This is a genomic window from uncultured Sphingomonas sp., from assembly GCF_936927845.1.
Lineage (GTDB): Bacteria > Pseudomonadota > Alphaproteobacteria > Sphingomonadales > Sphingomonadaceae > Sphingomonas.
Genome location: NZ_CAKZHV010000058.1, coordinates 99,424 through 114,995, shown reverse-complemented (window position 1 = coordinate 114,995; position 15,572 = coordinate 99,424). Strand labels below are relative to the sequence as shown.

General features: G+C 66.9%; 20 protein-coding genes. 12 read left to right on the top strand and 8 right to left on the bottom strand.

What is annotated here, in order from left to right:
* The first annotated feature begins 101 nt into the window (after positions 1–101).
* Positions 102–755 (top strand): YggS family pyridoxal phosphate-dependent enzyme, encoded by a 654-nt coding sequence (locus Q0579_RS09580; protein ID WP_298811692.1) that lies wholly within the window; start codon positions 102–104, stop codon positions 753–755.
* Positions 752–1,465 (top strand): HAD family phosphatase, encoded by a 714-nt coding sequence (locus Q0579_RS09575; protein WP_298811690.1) that lies wholly within the window; start codon positions 752–754, stop codon positions 1,463–1,465. The genes Q0579_RS09580 and Q0579_RS09575 overlap by 4 nt, the downstream gene beginning before the upstream one ends.
* Here the strand turns inward: Q0579_RS09575 and Q0579_RS09570 are convergent.
* The 8 genes from Q0579_RS09570 to hemE all read right to left on the bottom strand — a co-directional run bounded on the left by Q0579_RS09570 (position 1,446) and on the right by hemE (position 8,705).
* Positions 1,446–1,976 (bottom strand): ElyC/SanA/YdcF family protein, encoded by a 531-nt coding sequence (locus Q0579_RS09570; RefSeq protein WP_298811689.1) that lies wholly within the window; start codon positions 1,974–1,976, stop codon positions 1,446–1,448. The genes Q0579_RS09575 and Q0579_RS09570 overlap by 20 nt on opposite strands.
* Entirely contained in the window at positions 1,939–2,997 is a 1,059-nt protein-coding gene (gene ribA / locus Q0579_RS09565; protein WP_298811897.1) for a GTP cyclohydrolase II, read from the bottom strand. The genes Q0579_RS09570 and ribA overlap by 38 nt, the downstream gene beginning before the upstream one ends.
* On the bottom strand, positions 2,991–3,773 hold the full coding sequence (locus tag Q0579_RS09560) for an exodeoxyribonuclease III (RefSeq protein WP_298811687.1): 783 nt from the start codon (positions 3,771–3,773) through the stop codon (positions 2,991–2,993). Before Q0579_RS09560 ends, ribA begins: the two co-directional genes overlap by 7 nt.
* Before the next feature lie 357 nt (positions 3,774–4,130).
* Complete coding sequence (locus Q0579_RS09555; protein WP_298811896.1) at positions 4,131–4,712, bottom strand: outer membrane lipoprotein carrier protein LolA; 582 nt, start codon at positions 4,710–4,712, stop codon at positions 4,131–4,133.
* A gap of 112 nt (positions 4,713–4,824) precedes the next feature.
* Positions 4,825–5,532, bottom strand: a complete 708-nt coding sequence (locus Q0579_RS09550) for a YjbE family putative metal transport protein (protein WP_298811685.1) — start codon at positions 5,530–5,532, stop codon at positions 4,825–4,827.
* 234 nt (positions 5,533–5,766) lie between these two features.
* Positions 5,767–7,023 (bottom strand): transcription termination factor Rho, encoded by a 1,257-nt coding sequence (rho, locus tag Q0579_RS09545; protein WP_298811684.1) that lies wholly within the window; start codon positions 7,021–7,023, stop codon positions 5,767–5,769.
* A gap of 197 nt (positions 7,024–7,220) precedes the next feature.
* Complete coding sequence (locus Q0579_RS09540; protein ID WP_298811682.1) at positions 7,221–7,679, bottom strand: CopD family protein; 459 nt, start codon at positions 7,677–7,679, stop codon at positions 7,221–7,223.
* 3 nt (positions 7,680–7,682) lie between these two features.
* Positions 7,683–8,705 (bottom strand): uroporphyrinogen decarboxylase, encoded by a 1,023-nt coding sequence (gene hemE, locus Q0579_RS09535; RefSeq protein WP_298811680.1) that lies wholly within the window; start codon positions 8,703–8,705, stop codon positions 7,683–7,685.
* 305 nt (positions 8,706–9,010) lie between these two features.
* On the opposite strand from hemE, the gene Q0579_RS09530 reads away from it, so the two are divergent.
* The 10 genes from Q0579_RS09530 to Q0579_RS09485 all read left to right on the top strand — a co-directional run bounded on the left by Q0579_RS09530 (position 9,011) and on the right by Q0579_RS09485 (position 15,528).
* Positions 9,011–9,841 (top strand): pyruvate, water dikinase regulatory protein, encoded by an 831-nt coding sequence (locus Q0579_RS09530; protein WP_298811678.1) that lies wholly within the window; start codon positions 9,011–9,013, stop codon positions 9,839–9,841.
* Positions 9,842–9,880: 39 nt separating this feature from the next.
* Entirely contained in the window at positions 9,881–10,471 is a 591-nt protein-coding gene (locus tag Q0579_RS09525) for a nucleoside triphosphate pyrophosphatase (protein ID WP_298811676.1), read from the top strand.
* 208 nt (positions 10,472–10,679) lie between these two features.
* Positions 10,680–11,489 carry a shikimate dehydrogenase gene (locus Q0579_RS09520; protein WP_298811675.1) on the top strand — a complete coding sequence of 270 codons (810 nt, stop codon included), beginning with the start codon at positions 10,680–10,682 and terminating at the stop codon, positions 11,487–11,489.
* Complete coding sequence (coaE, locus tag Q0579_RS09515; RefSeq protein WP_298811673.1) at positions 11,486–12,088, top strand: dephospho-CoA kinase; 603 nt, start codon at positions 11,486–11,488, stop codon at positions 12,086–12,088. Before Q0579_RS09520 ends, coaE begins: the two co-directional genes overlap by 4 nt.
* Before the next feature lie 10 nt (positions 12,089–12,098).
* Positions 12,099–12,791 carry a DNA polymerase III subunit epsilon gene (gene dnaQ / locus Q0579_RS09510; RefSeq protein ID WP_298811671.1) on the top strand — a complete coding sequence of 231 codons (693 nt, stop codon included), beginning with the start codon at positions 12,099–12,101 and terminating at the stop codon, positions 12,789–12,791.
* Between the two features lie 70 nt (positions 12,792–12,861).
* Positions 12,862–13,452 carry a ribosome-associated translation inhibitor RaiA gene (raiA, locus tag Q0579_RS09505; protein WP_298811669.1) on the top strand — a complete coding sequence of 197 codons (591 nt, stop codon included), beginning with the start codon at positions 12,862–12,864 and terminating at the stop codon, positions 13,450–13,452.
* A gap of 15 nt (positions 13,453–13,467) precedes the next feature.
* The gene (locus tag Q0579_RS09500; protein ID WP_298811667.1) at positions 13,468–13,932 is read left to right on the top strand and encodes a PTS sugar transporter subunit IIA; all 465 of its coding nucleotides are present in this window, start codon (positions 13,468–13,470) and stop codon (positions 13,930–13,932) included.
* Positions 13,919–14,377: a PaaI family thioesterase gene (locus Q0579_RS09495; protein ID WP_298811665.1), complete on the top strand. Its 459-nt coding sequence runs from the start codon at positions 13,919–13,921 to the stop codon at positions 14,375–14,377. Before Q0579_RS09500 ends, Q0579_RS09495 begins: the two co-directional genes overlap by 14 nt.
* Positions 14,374–14,709, top strand: coding sequence for a DUF1491 family protein (locus Q0579_RS09490; RefSeq protein ID WP_298811663.1), 336 nt, complete (start codon positions 14,374–14,376; stop codon positions 14,707–14,709). The genes Q0579_RS09495 and Q0579_RS09490 overlap by 4 nt, the downstream gene beginning before the upstream one ends.
* A gap of 165 nt (positions 14,710–14,874) precedes the next feature.
* On the top strand, positions 14,875–15,528 hold the full coding sequence (locus Q0579_RS09485; protein WP_298811662.1) for a cell wall hydrolase: 654 nt from the start codon (positions 14,875–14,877) through the stop codon (positions 15,526–15,528).
* Positions 15,529–15,572 lie beyond the last annotated feature (44 nt).

Sequence of the window (15,572 nt, the reverse complement as noted above, 5' to 3'; positions counted from 1 at the left end):
GGCAGCAGTCCATCTCTGAACCTATAGCCCGCGCGATGCCCTTCGACGAACCCTTGCTGATCCCACGTGCTCCCAAGTCCGCCGCGGTCGATCACCGATCCGTGACCGAGCGCCTCGTCGCGGTCCGCGCCGCGATCGACAAGGCGGCGACTACCGCCCGCCGGCAGCCAGCTGAGGTCACGCTGATCGCGGTCTCAAAGACGCACCCAGCCGAGGCGATCGAGCCCCTGCTCGTCGCCGGGCAGCGCGATTTCGGCGAGAATCGGGTGCAGGAGGCGCAGGCGAAATGGCCTGGCTTGCGCGAGCGCTTTCCTGACGCGCGCCTCCACCTGATCGGCCAATTGCAGTCAAACAAGGCGCGCGAGGCGGTCGCCATCGCCGACACGATCCACGCGGTCGACCGTTCTTCGCTCATCACCGCTCTCGCACGCGCGATGGACCAGGAAGGAAGGCGCCCGGCGTGCTTCCTCCAGGTCAATATCGGCGACGAACCGCAAAAGGGCGGCTGCGCGATCGCTGGTCTGCCCGCCTTGCTGGCGGAGGCACGCAGCGCCGATCTGCCGATCGCCGGGCTGATGTGCCTGCCTCCTGCCGGGCTGGAGGCGGCGCCGTATTTCGCGCTCATGGCGAAGATCGCGCGCGATCATGACCTGGCCGGGCTCAGCATGGGCATGTCGGATGATTACGAAACCGCGGTGACGCTGGGTGCGACGCACGTCCGCGTCGGCTCGGCTCTGTTCGGAGCACGCGGATGAAGCCTGCCGGACTGCCGACCGAGGATCGTTCCCGCGAAGCGATCCCGTGCCGTTTCGCAGCACTCCTGTTCGATTTCGACGGCGTGCTGATCGAGAGCGAGGCGGCCGGCAATCGTCAGATTGCCAGCTTCCTGACCAGCATCGGCCACCCGACCACGCCCGAGCAATCGATGGCGAACTTCATGGGGTTGTCCGGTGCCGATTTTCGCGGCGCGGTGGAGCGCTGGATCGGCGGTCCGCTGCCCGCCAGCTTTCACGAAGCGCGCGCAGCCGAGGACGCGCGCTGCGTGGCAGAGGGGATCGAGGAAGTCGCGGGCGCCGTCGCCTTCGTCCGGAGCCTGCCCGCCGATCTGCCCAAGGCGGTCGTGTCGTCGAGCAACACGCGCTGGCTCCACGCTCATCTGGCGCACCTGGGCCTCAGCGACATTTTCGGTGAGCACGTCTATTCAGGCGCCGAGCACGTGACCCGCGGCAAACCCGCACCCGACCTTTATCTCTACGGTGCCGAGCGGCTGGGCGTGCCGATCGAGCGCTGCGCGATTCTGGAGGACTCACCCGTCGGTGCGACCGGCGCGGTTGCGAGCGGGGGCTACGTCATCGGTCTGGTCGCAGGCACGCATTGCGCACCCGATCACGCCGGACGACTGCGCGCGATCGGCGTCGATGTGATCGCCCGCGATTACGACGAGGTCAGCGCGCTCCTCGCCTGACGCGCGCCCACATACCCGCCACCGCATCATAGGGTAGCGCCAGCAACTCGCGCGCATAGGCACGCGCGCGCCGCCGGATCGGGCGCTGGCCGTGATCGAGCCATGCACCCTCGGCAGTGAGCCCGAACAACGCGAGCAGCATGCGTGCGCGTGGTTGATGCCAATTGTCGATACAGGCGATGCAGCGCGTGATCCCGTTCGCGGTCGCGTAGGCGGCGGCGGCACGCGCGGTCTGCAACGTGTCGCGGCTCGCCTCGTCCAGGATCAGGCGATGAGGCGCGACCACATCAGAAAGGTCACGCGCAATCACCGATGCTTCCGATGGCCCCGTGCGCCCGACCGCACCCGAACAGAATACGGTCGCACCCAGTCGTGCCAAGGCGAGCCGTCGCGCCAGCGCGATCCGACCTGCGAGTGCGCCGCTAGGCCGGCCGTCGGCGCGCACCGCGGCACCGAACACGACGATCAGCGCGTCAGAGCTGATGGCCGGTCCGGTCGCGCTTGGTGGCAAGATAGCGTTCGTTGTGCGGGTTCGCCGGCAGGAAATGCGCTACACGCTCGATCACGCGCACGCCTGCGGCCTCCAGCCCAGCGACTTTGGCGGGATTGTTGGTCAACAACCGCACCTCGCGCTGCCCGAGCAGTGTCAACATCCGCGCGGCCACCCCGAAGTCGCGCGCGTCGATCGCGAAACCGAGCCGCGTATTCGCGTCGACGGTGTCAAATCCCTGATCCTGCAAGGCGTAAGCGCGTAGCTTGTTGATCAACCCGATCCCGCGCCCTTCCTGACGCAGATACAGCAGGATACCCCAGCCGCTCTCCTCGATCGCGTGGATCGCGGCGTGGAGCTGCGGACCGCAATCGCACTTGAGGCTGCCGAGCACATCGCCGGTCAGGCATTCGCTATGCAGCCGCACCACCGGCGAGCGCCCGTTGGGTGTGCCGATCACCAGCGCGACATGCTCGTCCGCGCTCTCGGGCGATCGGAACGCGACGATCTCCGCGTCTTCCGCGCCATCGACCGGCAGCTTGGCGCGCACCGCGATCGACAGCCGGGTCGCATCCTCGTGCGCGGTGATGTCGTCGGGGGTGATGACCACCTCTGGATCGATACCGTCGGTGAAGAAGGCGGGCAGCAGCCCCGCGATCCGTGCGAGTTGCAGCGCCGCCGCGGTTGCGATCGGTCGCGCGTTGTCGAGCGTGCGAAACGGCCCCTTCATCGGCGTCGCTAAATCACGCTGTGGATCGGCGATCGCGGTCGCCAGCGCCATGTCGAACCATGGTGCACGCTCGATTAAAACCGGCTGGTCGGGGTTGCCCGACGCGCGTTGGTTGAGCAGCGTCAGCGTTTCCGCCCGTCCGCTCGATATCAGCACCTCGTAGCCTTCCGGCGCGAACGCACGCAGCCGCGCCTCGTCCGCAGTCTCGATCGCCAGCAGCGTCAGCGGCGCCTCGCCTTCTGCGCGCAGCTCGATCGGCCAGCCGCGGCGCAGCGCATCGATCGCCTTGGCCGCAGCGCGCGCGCTCACCAGTCGAACTCGGTCATGATCGGCACATGGTCGCTCGGCTTCAACCAGCTGCGGCAAGCCTCGAACACCGTGTGCGAACGCGCCTGCGCCGCCACGTCGGCGGTTGCCCACATGTGATCGAGCCGCCGCCCGCGATCGTTCTTGGTCCAGTCGGGTGAGCGATAGCTCCACCACGTGTGCAGCCGCGCTGGCGCCGGGTAGAAGTGCCGCCCGAGATCGACCCACGTGTTCGACGCCTTGAGCGTGTCGAGCGCCTCGACCTCTATCGGCGTGTGGCTGACGACCTTCAACAGCGCCTTGTGGCTCCACACGTCGGCGGGCAGGGGGGCGATGTTGAAGTCGCCGGTCAGGATCGTCGGACAGTCGAGCGCTTGCGACCACCGTGTCATCCGCTCGACGAAGTCCAGCTTCTGCCCAAACTTCGGGTTCACGTCGCGATCGGGCACGTCGCCGCCTGCGGGAACGTAGACATTCTCAATTCGAACACCGTTCGGCAGCCGCACACCCAGATGGCGGGCCTCCTTGTTCGCCTGCCAATCGAGCCGGTCATCCTCGACCACCGGCACGCGCGCGACGATCGCGACGCCGTGATGCATCCGCTGTCCATGGAGAATGACATGGTCATAGCCGAGCGCGCGGAACGCCTCGGCCGGGAAGTCGGCATCCACCACCTTGGTTTCCTGCAAGCACAGCACGTCGGGTACGGCCTCACGCAGGAACTGCTCGACAATGTCGATGCGGAACCGCACCGAGTTGATGTTCCAGGACACGATCTTCACGCGCGCCGTGTAGCGCCGCGGAGGAGGGGCTGCCAAGGGGAGGGAATGCGGTCGTACCGGGCTCTCGCTTACCCGCGGCCGTGCTGCTTCAAAGGGGCTGCCGTGGGCAGAGCCCACATCGTCGGACGGGCCTAGCGGCCCGCCGGCCGTGCTCATGCGCCAGTTTCTTGGCCCAGTCGCAGAATGGCCCTCGCTCCGGGGGCAAGGAGCGAGGGCCGACCTGTCGTTCGTCACGCAGGCGGGACCGTGGAGGTCCGGGGCAACAGGGGGAAAAATCCCCGATACGCCCCACGTCCGCGGACCCTTACTTAGTCCCGCCAGCCTGTCGCGCAGATGAACGAACGGGTGGGGTTCCGTTCAGCCCGCGCGGTTCTGCCTCCGCGGATCGTTCCAGCGGAACGTTCCGTCGCTCACCGGCTGGTTGAACTTCTGGTTCGACAATCGGATCGTGGTGCGATTGCCCTGCGCATCGAGCTGGACCCAGCCCTGCAACATCAACCCCGCCGGCGCACTCGCGTCACGAGCAAACACCAGATTGATGCGGCCATATTCAGGATGCCTGGCGTCGTAGCCGTCGACCGAGACGACGCGTGGATCGCCGCTCGATACCACCTTGGCGAAGCGAGACAGGTCCTTGGTCGGGTCGAGCAGCACGCCCAGCGGCGAATTGCCGATCGGCCAGCGCTGCACCTGCCGCACCGAATAATCGATAAAGGTCAGCGCCTTTCCGTCGCCGACGATCAGGATCGGCACGCCCTTCTGATACTGGAACCGGATCTTGCCCGGCTTCTTGAGCGTCAGCGTGCCGGTCAGCACCTGCCCATTGCGATCGGTCTGGCTGAATGCCGCGGTCATGGTGTTGACCGCCGACAGATGGCGCTGGACCGCCGCCAGGTCGCCGGTCTGCGCCGCGGCGGGCACCGAGGCGGCGACGAGCATGGCGAGCGGCAGAAAGGCTTTCACGTTGGATCGCTCCAATGGTTGCTGGATGCTAGGAAATGGCACGGTCGCATTGAACGCCTCGTGAACCCCGGGCGATCCACTCGACGCCTTAGAACAGCGAGATGATCCCCGCCGTCTCCGCGGTCCCGGCCCAGCCCTCGTAGATCATCTTGCCGGCGACGAAGACGATGACGGCGAGGCCGATGTACGCGATCCAGCGGTAGCGATTGATGATCCGCGCGATGAAGTTCGCCGCCAGTCCCATCAGCGCGACCGACAGCAGAAGCCCGATGACGAGAATGCCCGGATGCTCGCGCGCCGCGCCTGCGACCGCCAGCACGTTGTCGAGGCTCATCGACACGTCGGCAACGGCGACGGCCCAAGCCGCCGCGGCGAAGCTCTTGGCAGGTTTGATACCGGCCTGCTCGTCGGCCTCGTGTGCGCCGCCCTCTCGGATCTCGCGCCAGAACTTCCAGCTGACCCACAGCAGCAACAGCCCACCCGCGAAGATCAGCCCGACGATCCCCATCAGCCAGGTGACGATCAGCGCAAAGAAGATACGCAGCACCAGCGCGGCACCGATGCCGATCCCGATCACCTTGCGCCGGTCGGCCGCGGGCAGCCCCGCCGCCAGCGCGCCGACCACGATCGCATTGTCGCCCGCCAGCACCAGATCGATCAACAGCACCTGCCCGAACGCCGCAAGCGCGGCAGGCTCAGTCAGGTTAGAGAAATCGGCGACGACATGTTGCCAGATGTCGGACAGCGATCCCGGCCCGGCGACGGCCGCGGCGGAGAGGATGGTGGCGAGGATCACGCTTCGAGCTCCCGGTTCATGGCCGCGTCATAGCGCAACCGCCGCGCGCGCCAAGCGGGTCAGACGCACCAGCCGGCCGGCGTGATCCGCCGGACATGGTTCGACACAATGGGGAGGGGGGAAAGAGAGTGCGCCGCGGGCGAGGCCCGCGTCGTCGGTCGGGTGCGATCTACGCCGCACCCGCCGGCCGAACCGGTGCGAGTCCTGCGCCAGCATGGCGCGGGCCGCACTCGGTTACTGATTCATGCTGTCGAAGAAATCGGCGTTGGTCTTCGAATCCTTCATCTTGCCGAGCAGGAACTCCATCGCGTCAACGGTGCCCATCTGCATCAGGATGCGGCGCAGCACCCACATCTTGCTGAGCTGCCCCTTGTCGACCAGCAGCTCTTCCTTGCGCGTGCCCGATTTGCCGACGTCGATCGCGGGGAAGATGCGCTTGTCCGCCACCTTGCGGTCGAGCACGATCTCGGCGTTGCCGGTGCCCTTGAACTCCTCGAAGATCACCTCGTCCATCCGGCTGCCGGTGTCGATCAGCGAGGTCGAGATGATGGTGAGGCTGCCGCCTTCCTCGATGTTGCGCGCCGCGCCGAAGAAGCGCTTGGGCCGCTGCAGCGCGTTGGCGTCGACACCGCCCGTCAGCACCTTGCCCGAGCTCGGCACCACCGTGTTGTAGGCGCGGCCCAGGCGCGTGATGTTGTCGAGCAGGATGACGACATCCTTCTTGTGCTCGACCAGGCGCTTCGCCTTCTCGATCACCATCTCGGCGACCTGGACGTGGCGCGTCGCCGGCTCGTCGAAGGTCGACGACACGACCTCGCCGTTCACCGTGCGCTGCATGTCGGTGACTTCCTCGGGCCGCTCGTCGATCAGCAGCACGAGCAGGAACACCTCGGGGTGGTTGACCGAGATCGCGCGTGCGATGTTCTGCATCATGATCGTCTTGCCGACGCGCGGCGGCGCGACGATCAGGCAGCGCTGCCCCTTGCCGAGCGGCGCCACCACGTCGAGCACGCGGCCCGACTTGTCCTTGATCGTCGGGTCCTCGATCTCGAGCTTCAATCGCTCTTCGGGATAGAGCGGGGTGAGATTGTCGAAGTTCACCCGCTGGCGCACGCGCTCAGGGTCCTCGAAATTGACCTGCGTGATCTTCACCAGCGCGAAGTAGCGCTCGCCGTCCTTCGGCCCGCGGATCTCGCCTTCGACCGTGTCGCCGGTGCGCAGCCCGTGCTTACGGACCTGGTTCGGGCTGACGTAGATGTCATCGGGGCCAGCAAGGTAATTCGCCTGTGCCGAGCGCAGGAAACCGAACCCGTCGGCGAGCACCTCGATCGTGCCCTCGCCCATGATCTGCTCGCCATTTTCCGCCTGAACCTTCAGGATCGCGAACATCAGGTCCTGCTTGCGCAAGGTCGAGGCGCCCTCAACGCCCAGCTCTTCGGCCAGTTGGACCAGCTCGGCAGGAGCCTTCTTCTTCAAATCTTTCAGGTGCATGGTCGTCGGTCCGATGTGATCGGGTAAACAGGGAAAAGCCGGTTCCGGCGAAAAGGAGAAGTCGCTGGCGGAAACGCTGGAAGGAGGCGGCGGGGCGCGGACGCGCCTCTACCGTGCCTGCGACCTAGGATTGGCGCATAGCCAAGTCAAGCGCGCGAGGCTCGCCCGCGCATCTGTGCGACCGGACCGGCGTCGGATCAGAACGGCTTCACGATCACCAGGATGACGATCAGCGTGACGGCGAGCGCGGGTATCTCGTTCATCATCCTGAGCGCCTTGTTCGACACGCCCGCACGGCCGCGCGCCAGCTTCTTGGCATATCCGACCGCCCAGCCGTGATAGCCCGACAACAGCACCACGATCAGCAGCTTGGCATGGAGCCAGCCGAGCCCCGGCATCCCCGCGAGCAGCCCGGCGTTGATCGCCAGCAGGATGCCCAGCACCCACACCAACACCATCGCGGGCGTTAGGATGATGCTGCGAAGCTTGTTCTCGCGCTCGGTCCAGCGCGCCGCCTCGGTCGCGTCCGCCAGCTCCTCCTGATGGTACACCAAGTAGCGCGGCAGCATGAACAGCCCCGCCATCCAGAAGATCACGAAGATCAGATGTGCCGCTTTGACCCACAGATAGGTCGCGCCCAGAAAACCCGGTTCCATGGCTTAACCCCTTACCACGGCGAGCAGCCGTTCGACATTGGCGATCGGCGTGTGCTGCCCGATGCCATGCCCCAGATTGAACACGTGCGGCCGCCCGGCGAGCGACGAAAGGATCGCGTGCACGCCGTCCACCAGCGCAGGCCCGCCGGCTTCGAGCAGCAGCGGATCGAGATTGCCCTGCACTGGCATCCCCGCGGGCAGCACGCGGTTCGCCCACGCCGGGTCGACCGTCTCGTCCAGCCCGATCGCGTCGGGCGCGACCCCGGCGGCATAATCGGGAAGCTTCGCGCCCGCGCCCTTGGGGAAGCCGATGATCGGAACGCCCGGATGCCGCGCCCGCAACGCATCGACGATCGCGCGATTGGGTGCGATCACCCAGCGCTCGAACTGCGCCGGGCTGAGCGACCCCGCCCAGCTGTCGAACAGCTGCACCGCCTCCACACCCGCCGCGATCTGGCGCGACAGATATTCCACCGTCAGCGCGACGACGCGCTCGATGATCGCACCGAACCGCGCCGGGTCGCGATACGCCAGCATCCGCGTCGCCCCTTGGTCCTTCGACCCTGCGCCCGCCACCATGTACGTCGCGACCGTCCACGGCGATCCGGCGAACCCCAGGAACGTCGTCTCCGCTGGCAGCATCGCCGCCACGCGCTCGACCGTCGCGTAGACCGGATCGAGCCGGGTGAGGTCGGGCACCAGCGCGTCGAGCTCGGCCTCGACCAGCGCCGGCGCGAGCCGCGGTCCTTCCCCGACCCCGAAGGTCAGGTCTTGCCCCAGCGCCCACGGCACCATCAGGATGTCGGAGAACAGGATCGCGCCGTCGAACCCGAAACGCCGGATCGGCTGCACCGTCACTTCGGCCGCGGCTTGCGGATCGGTTGCGAGTGCCAGGAACCCGCCCTTCTCGGCCCGAAGCGCGCGATACTCGGGCAGGTAACGCCCGGCCTGACGCATCAGCCAAACCGGCGGACGCGTGCGCATCTCGCCTTTCAGAACCGCGAGCAGGGGCTTGGAGCCGGACAATCGGGCACTCCTTCTTCAATAGAAGAGTCTAAAATGAGGTTGTTGATGTTGTTGGCGTGTGGGCGCCGGGGATTATGCGTTCGCACACTTAATGCCAACAGATTGACTCGTGCGACCCTGCGATTCCGCCGGGATTCGATTCAATCGCCACCACGACTCACACCCTGTGGATAAATCGGGCGGGCGTTGGCGGGATTGTGGACAAGTGTCGCGTTATCCACGCCCCGCAGCCGGCTTGGCGGGTCGGCCGAGTTACGCTAGCCCTCGTCCCCATGTTGTCCACAGATCGATCCTGAAACGCCCGCATGGTCCGGCTTCACCTGCACCTGCTGTCGGATTCAACCGGCGAGACGCTGGAGAACATCGCCAAGGCGGCGCTGGCGCAGTACGACGATGTCGAGACGGTGCGGCATTTCTGGCCGATGGTCCGCACCGAAGCGCATCTCGACCGCATCCTGCAGGAGATCGCGCAGAACCCCGGCCTAGTCATCTTCACGCTGGTCAATCCGCAAACGCGCCGCGCGCTGGAAAGCCGCTGCCGCGCGCTCGGCCTGCCGATGGTCGCCCCGCTCGACCCGGTGAACGACGCGCTGTCGGGTTTGCTCGGGCAACAGGCTAAGGCACGTCCCGGCCGCCAGCACGTGCTCGACGCCGCGTATTTCGCGCGCGTTGACGCGATCCAGTTCACCATCGCGCACGACGACGGCATCGCGTGGGAGGAATGGGAGGAGGCCGACATCGTGCTCGCGGGTGTCAGCCGCTCGTCGAAGACGCCGACCTCGATCTATCTCGCCAACCGCGGCTACAAGACCGCGAACATCCCCGTGGTGGTGGAAAGCCCGCCGCCGCCGCTCCTCTACCAGCTCAAGAATCCGCTCGTCGTCGGGCTCACCACCAGTGCCGACCGGCTGATCGCGATCCGCCGCAACCGCCTGCTGTCGCTCAATCAGACGCCCGAGACCGATTACGTCAACAGCGACGCGGTCGCGCGCGAGATCGCGTTTGCGCGCCGGATGTTCGCCGACAACGGCTGGCCGGTGATCGATGTGACGCGTCGTTCGATTGAAGAAACCGCCGCGGCGATCATTTCCCTGTGCAACGAGCGTCGCGGCGGTGCCGTCGGCCCGCGCGACTGACCGCAGGCGCGACCTTGTCATCATCATGAGCATGTTCCCTTGACCATTATCCTTGCCTCGCAATCGGCCTCGCGCACCGCCATGCTGTCGGCGGCGGGTGTCCCCTTCATCGCCGAACCCGCGCACGCCGATGAGGCTGCCCTGAAAGCGGCGATGACGGGGCGACCGCCGCGCGACGTCGCCGACGCGCTCGCCGAGTTGAAGGCATTGAAAGTATCCGCGCGTCATCTGGGCCAGCTCGTGCTCGGCTCGGACTCGCTGGCGGTGCTCGACGACGGCACGATCCTCGACAAGCCGCGTGATCGCGACGACGCGCGCGACCACCTGCTGCGCATGTCGGGCAAGCGTCACGATCTCGTCAGCGCGGCGGTGATCGCGGAGAGCGGCCGACCCGTGTGGCGCCACGTCGAGGCGGCGCGCATGTTCGTGCGGCCGCTGTCCGACGCGTTCGTCGACGTCTATCTCGATGCCGAATGGCCGGCGATCGCGGGCTGCGTCGGCTGCTACCGGATCGAGGGACCGGGCGCGCAACTGTTCAGCCGCATCGAGGGGAGCCAGTTCACCGTGCTCGGCATGCCGCTGCTTCCCGTTCTGGGCTACCTGCGCGACCGCGGCGTGCTGCCCGCCTGATCGCGTCACACCGTCATCCCAAGCTCCATCCGGAAACCCGCTTCTTCTCACCGGCTGGTGCACGGGAGAAGGAGCTCGAAGCAAGTTCAAGGCTGCGATCATCGACACTCATCTTGGCATGACCCTCGCACGTCCTTCCACGCCGTCGGCCCGCGAAAAGTAACGCGTTGGACTAACCTTCGCGTGGTCTTTGGCGCATGATGCCGCGATGACCCGCCCCTATGCAGAAGTGATCGGCGACCCGATCGCCCATTCCAAGTCGCCGCTGATCCACCGTTTCTGGCTCGATCGGCTCGGGATCGACGCCGACTATCGCGCCACCCGCGTCGCGCCGGACGATCTCGCGGCGTACTTCGAGGACCGCGCCGATGATCCTGAGTGGCGCGGTTGCAACGTGACGGTCCCCCACAAGGTCGCCGCGCTCGATTTTGTGCCCGATCCGGGCGACGTGCGCGGCTCGATCGGCGCCGCCAATACCGTGTTCCGCACCCCCGACGGGCTCGCCGCGACCAACACCGACGCCGCCGGCTTCCTGTCACCGATCGCCGAGCTCGATCTCGCGGACAAGCCGGTGGTCGTCGTCGGGGCAGGGGGCGCAGCGCGCGCGATCTTGTTCGCACTCTCGAAGGTCGGCGTCGGCGAGGTCACCCTGCTCAACCGTACGCCGCTCAAGGGGGCGGCGCTGCTGTCGTCCTTCGGGTTGAAGGGTCAGGCATTGCCGCTGACCGCCAAGCTTCCGCCCGCCGCCCTGCTCGTCAACACGTCCACGCTCGGCATGGCAGGCCAGCCGCCACTCGACCTCAACCTGCTGGCACTGCCTGCCGATGCAATCGTCTACGACATCGTCTACTCGCCGCTCGAAACCGAACTGTTGACCCAGGCGCACGAACGCGGGCTCGACACGGTCGACGGGCTCGACATGCTGGTGGGACAGGCCGCGCTCGCGTTCGAGCTGTTCTTCGGCCAACCTGCCCCGCGCGAGCATGACGAGGACCTGCGCGAACGGTTGCTCGCGTGAGCGCGCCCGTGATCGTCGGGCTGACCGGCTCGATCGGCATGGGCAAGTCGACGGTCGCGCAGATGTTCCGCGACGAAGGCGTGCCCGTCTTCGACGCCGACGCCGAGGTGCACCGGTTGCAGGGCCCAGGCGGCAAGGTGGTCGCGGCGATCGAGGCGCGCTTTCCCGGTACGACGGGCGCAGGGGGCGTCGACCGCGCGAGGCTCGCCGCGGCGGTGCTAGGCGACGATGAAGCGATGAAGGCGCTGGAGGCGATCGTCCATCCCGCGGTCGGTGTCGAGCGTGCGGCGTTCCTCGCGGCTTATGCTGGGGCCGACCTGGTCGTGTTCGACGTGCCGCTGCTGTTCGAAACCGGAGGCGATCAGAAGGTCGACAAGGTGGTCGTCGTGTCGGCCGACGCGCAGGTGCAGCGCGCCCGCACGCTTCAGCGGCCGGGCATGACCGAGGCGAAGTTCGACGCCATCCTCGCCCGCCAGATGCCCGATGCGGAGAAACGTGCCCGCGCCGACTTCGTGATCGCGACCGACACCGCGCTGAAGGAAACGCGTGGCCAGGTCCGCCGCGTCGTCGCTTGCCTCCGCGCGCCCGAAGCACGATAACCGTTCCCCCATGCGCGAGATCGTCTTCGATACCGAAACAACGGGCCTGAGCTTCGCCGGCGGCGATCGCCTGGTCGAGATCGGCTGCGTCGAATTGTTCAACCGGGTCGAAACTGGGCAGACGTTCCACGCTTACTACCATCCCGAGCGCGACATGCCCGAAGAGGCGGCGCGCGTGCACGGGCTGCGGATCGATTTCCTGTCCAAGTTTCCGGTGTTTACCGCCGGTGTCGACGCGCTGCTCGACTTCATCGGCGACAGCCCGCTGATCGCGCACAATGCAGGGTTCGACTTCTCGTTTCTGAACGGCGAGCTGGAGCGCTGCGGGCGAAACCCGATCTGCCGCACGCGCATGGTCGACACGCTGCAGATCGCGCGCAGCCGACATCCCGGCGCCAAGCACACGCTGGACGCATTGTGCAGCCGCTACGGTGTCGACCGCTCGCACCGCGTCCTTCACGGCGCATTGCTCGACGCGCAATTGCTCGCGCAGGTCTATGTCGAGCTGCTTGGCGGGCGGCAGATCGGGCTCGGACTCGTCAGTGAGGTGGTGGTCTACACCGTGCCAACGGCAGCAGCGGCACCGCGCAAGGCACGCCAGCCACGCGTCTTTCGTGCGAGCGCGGCGGAACTGGCGGCGCATGCAACGTTTGTGAATGGTATAAAGGAGCCTTTGTGGGGAGCGGCCGAAGGCTCTTCGTGAAGGGGGCCGTCGCGCCCGGTTGGCGCGGATGGCGGGGTCGTCCTGGCCCCGTGTCGAGCAGGAGAAGACAATGGATATCCGGACCAATGGTCACCAGGTTTCGATCGGCGACGCGCTGAAGAGCCATGTCGAGGACCGCCTCCAGGGTATCGCCGACAAATATTTCGCGCGCGCCATTTCGGCCGAAGTGACCTTCGGCAAGGGCCCGCACGACGTCGGTTTCCGCTGCGACATCGTGTCGCACGTGATGCGCGGGCTGGTGCTGAAGGGCGCGCACGAGGCGCATGACGCGCACAATGCCTTCGACGGCGCGGCCGAGAAGATCGAGAAGCAGCTGCGCCGCTACATGCGCCGCCTGAAGGATCGCCACGCCGCGCATGTCGGTGCCGAGGCCGAGCAGGACCGTTCGGGCTACGACAATGCCGGATACACGCTGTTCGCCGAGACGATCAGCGAAGACGAGGTCGAGGAAGCGCCGCTGATCATCGCCGAGACGCGCGTCGACGTGCCCGACGCGAGCGTGTCGGACGCGGTGATGATGCTCGACCTGCGCAACACGCAGGCGCTGCTGTTCAAGAACGCCGGCACCGGTGCCTATAACATGGTCTATCGCCGCGGCGACGGCACGATCGGCTGGGTCGAGCCGCAGCGCGGCGGCTGATCCGACCTTCATCCCATGGATCTCAGCGACTTGTTGCTGCCCGAGCTGGTGGCGGTGGATGTGTCCGCCGTCACTCGCAAGGCCGCCTTCACCCAGATCGGCGTGCTCGCCGCGCCGGCACTGGGGATCGAGGCGCGCATGGTGGCGGACGCGCTTGCCGCGCGCGAGAAGCTCGGCTCGACCGCGTTCGGCGGCGGCGTGGCGATCCCGCACGCGCGGCTGGCCGGCCTCGACCGCATCGTCGCGGGCGCGATCAGGCTCGCGCAGCCGGTTGATTTCAGCGCGGTCGACGACGTGCCGGTCGATCTGATGCTGGTCCTCTTCTCCCCGCCCAACGCGGGCGCCGATCATCTGAAAGCGCTGGCGCGGGTTGCGCGGCTGCTGCGCGACCGTGGGCTGATTGCGAAGCTGCGCGGGGCAGGGTCGCGCGACGCGATCTGGGCGCTGCTGACCTCGGACGAGACGCGTGACGCTGCCTGAAGGCGCGGCGGCGCATTTCCGCGCGCTTGAATCGCTCTACGCGGCAGCGCCGGTCAACCACATGTTCGAGTCGCGGCTCGAAGTGCCCGAGGCGGGCGTGTCGCGCATCCATTTCGCCGTTGATCGCCGCCACTTTCATGCCGCGGGTGCGGCGCACGGCACGGCTTATTTCAAGATGCTCGACGATGCGGCCTTCTACGCCGCCAACAGTCTGGTCACCGATCGTTTCCTGCTCACCACACAGTTCAGCCTCAACCTCACCCGTCCGCTGGGTGAGGGGCCGGTCGTGGCCGAGGGACGCTGGATCAGCGGACAGCGGCGCGTCTTCATCGCAGAGGCACGGCTGATCGCCGCCGATGGCGAGGAGGTGGCGCGTGGCACCGGCACGTTCATGCGCTCGCGCATCGCGCTCGCCGGGCTGCCGGGTTACGGGATCGCCGCGTGACCGATCGGCTGCCCACTCATCTCGCGGTTGGCGCACTGGTCCGCCGGGTCAACGATGCAGGCGGGTTCGCGGTGGTGCGCGCGCGGGGCGAGGCGCAGACGGGTGCGATCCTGCTGCTGATCGACGAAGGACGCGTCGTCCGCGGTCTGGAGCGATTTCGCGACCTCGACCATCGCGAGTCCCTGGTGCCGGCTGGACCGGCAGAGGCGGACGGCGCGGCGATGGACGATTATTGGAAGAAACGCCGCACATCCGACCCCGATCTATGGGTGATTGAACTGATGATCGCGCAAGCCGAACGGTTCGCCGCTGAAACGATCCTGGTTTGTTGACCCGCTGACGTTCGCGGGGAAAGAGCGGGACATCAACTAAACGCGTTGTGCTGCGCCGGTGTGCGATGCCGGACGGTTACGCAGTCGGGGGGATCCCGGCGGTGGTGTGTTCGCTCGGCGTTCGCACGCATCGTTCGTGTACCCACCGCATGATGTAGACGATGAATGTTGTTTCGGAAGCGCGCTGCAACGGTTGCAGCGACCCTGATCTCCCTGGCCGGTCTCGCGTTCCACAGCACCGCCAGTTTCGCTGCGGAGGCTCCGGCTCTCGTCGCGAAGGATCAGACTTCCAAACCGGTCACCCCCGTTTCGGTTCCCGCAGTTTCCTATTTCGTTCAACAGCTTCCCACCCAGCCCGCGGTGGCGCAGGATCCCGCGTTCGCGCCGGAAGCTGACGAGGACGACACCGTTGCCTATCCGACGCTCGCCGCGGCCGTCGCCGCGCAGGACGACGAAGCCGATGACGAGCAGCTCCGCTGCCTTGCCGGCGCGATCTATTTCGAAGCGCGGGGCGAACCGCTGAGCGGCCAGCTCGCGGTTGCCGAAGTGATCCTGAACCGCGCCAACTCGGGCCGTTTCGCCAAGAGCGCGTGCGGCGTGGTCACCCAGCCGGGTCAGTTCTCGTTCGTTCGTGGCGGACGCATCCCCGACGTGGCCGAAAATGCGCGCTGGCGCACCGCGGTCGCCGTCGCGCGGGTGGCGATGAAGGACGCGTGGGACAGCGACGCCGCCAAGGCGCTTTACTTCAACGCCGGGCGTTCGCCCAACCGCGGTCTCGTCCGCGTCGCCGCGATCGGCAATCACACCTTCTACCGTTGATCTGCGCGCGGGCGACTAGCCTGCGTTCACCGAATGTTCTAAGC

Coding starts and splice junctions, on each gene's coding strand:
- Q0579_RS09575 (WP_298811690.1), top strand. CDS start 752: ATGAAGCCTGCCGGACTGCCGACCGAGGATCGTTCCCGCGAAGCGATC.
- Q0579_RS09555 (WP_298811896.1), bottom strand. CDS start 4,712: ATGCTCGTCGCCGCCTCGGTGCCCGCCGCGGCGCAGACCGGCGACCTG.
- rho (WP_298811684.1), bottom strand. CDS start 7,023: ATGCACCTGAAAGATTTGAAGAAGAAGGCTCCTGCCGAGCTGGTCCAA.
- Q0579_RS09540 (WP_298811682.1), bottom strand. CDS start 7,679: ATGGAACCGGGTTTTCTGGGCGCGACCTATCTGTGGGTCAAAGCGGCA.
- Q0579_RS09530 (WP_298811678.1), top strand. CDS start 9,011: ATGGTCCGGCTTCACCTGCACCTGCTGTCGGATTCAACCGGCGAGACG.
- Q0579_RS09520 (WP_298811675.1), top strand. CDS start 10,680: ATGACCCGCCCCTATGCAGAAGTGATCGGCGACCCGATCGCCCATTCC.
- dnaQ (WP_298811671.1), top strand. CDS start 12,099: ATGCGCGAGATCGTCTTCGATACCGAAACAACGGGCCTGAGCTTCGCC.
- raiA (WP_298811669.1), top strand. CDS start 12,862: ATGGATATCCGGACCAATGGTCACCAGGTTTCGATCGGCGACGCGCTG.
- Q0579_RS09500 (WP_298811667.1), top strand. CDS start 13,468: ATGGATCTCAGCGACTTGTTGCTGCCCGAGCTGGTGGCGGTGGATGTG.
- Q0579_RS09485 (WP_298811662.1), top strand. CDS start 14,875: ATGTTGTTTCGGAAGCGCGCTGCAACGGTTGCAGCGACCCTGATCTCC.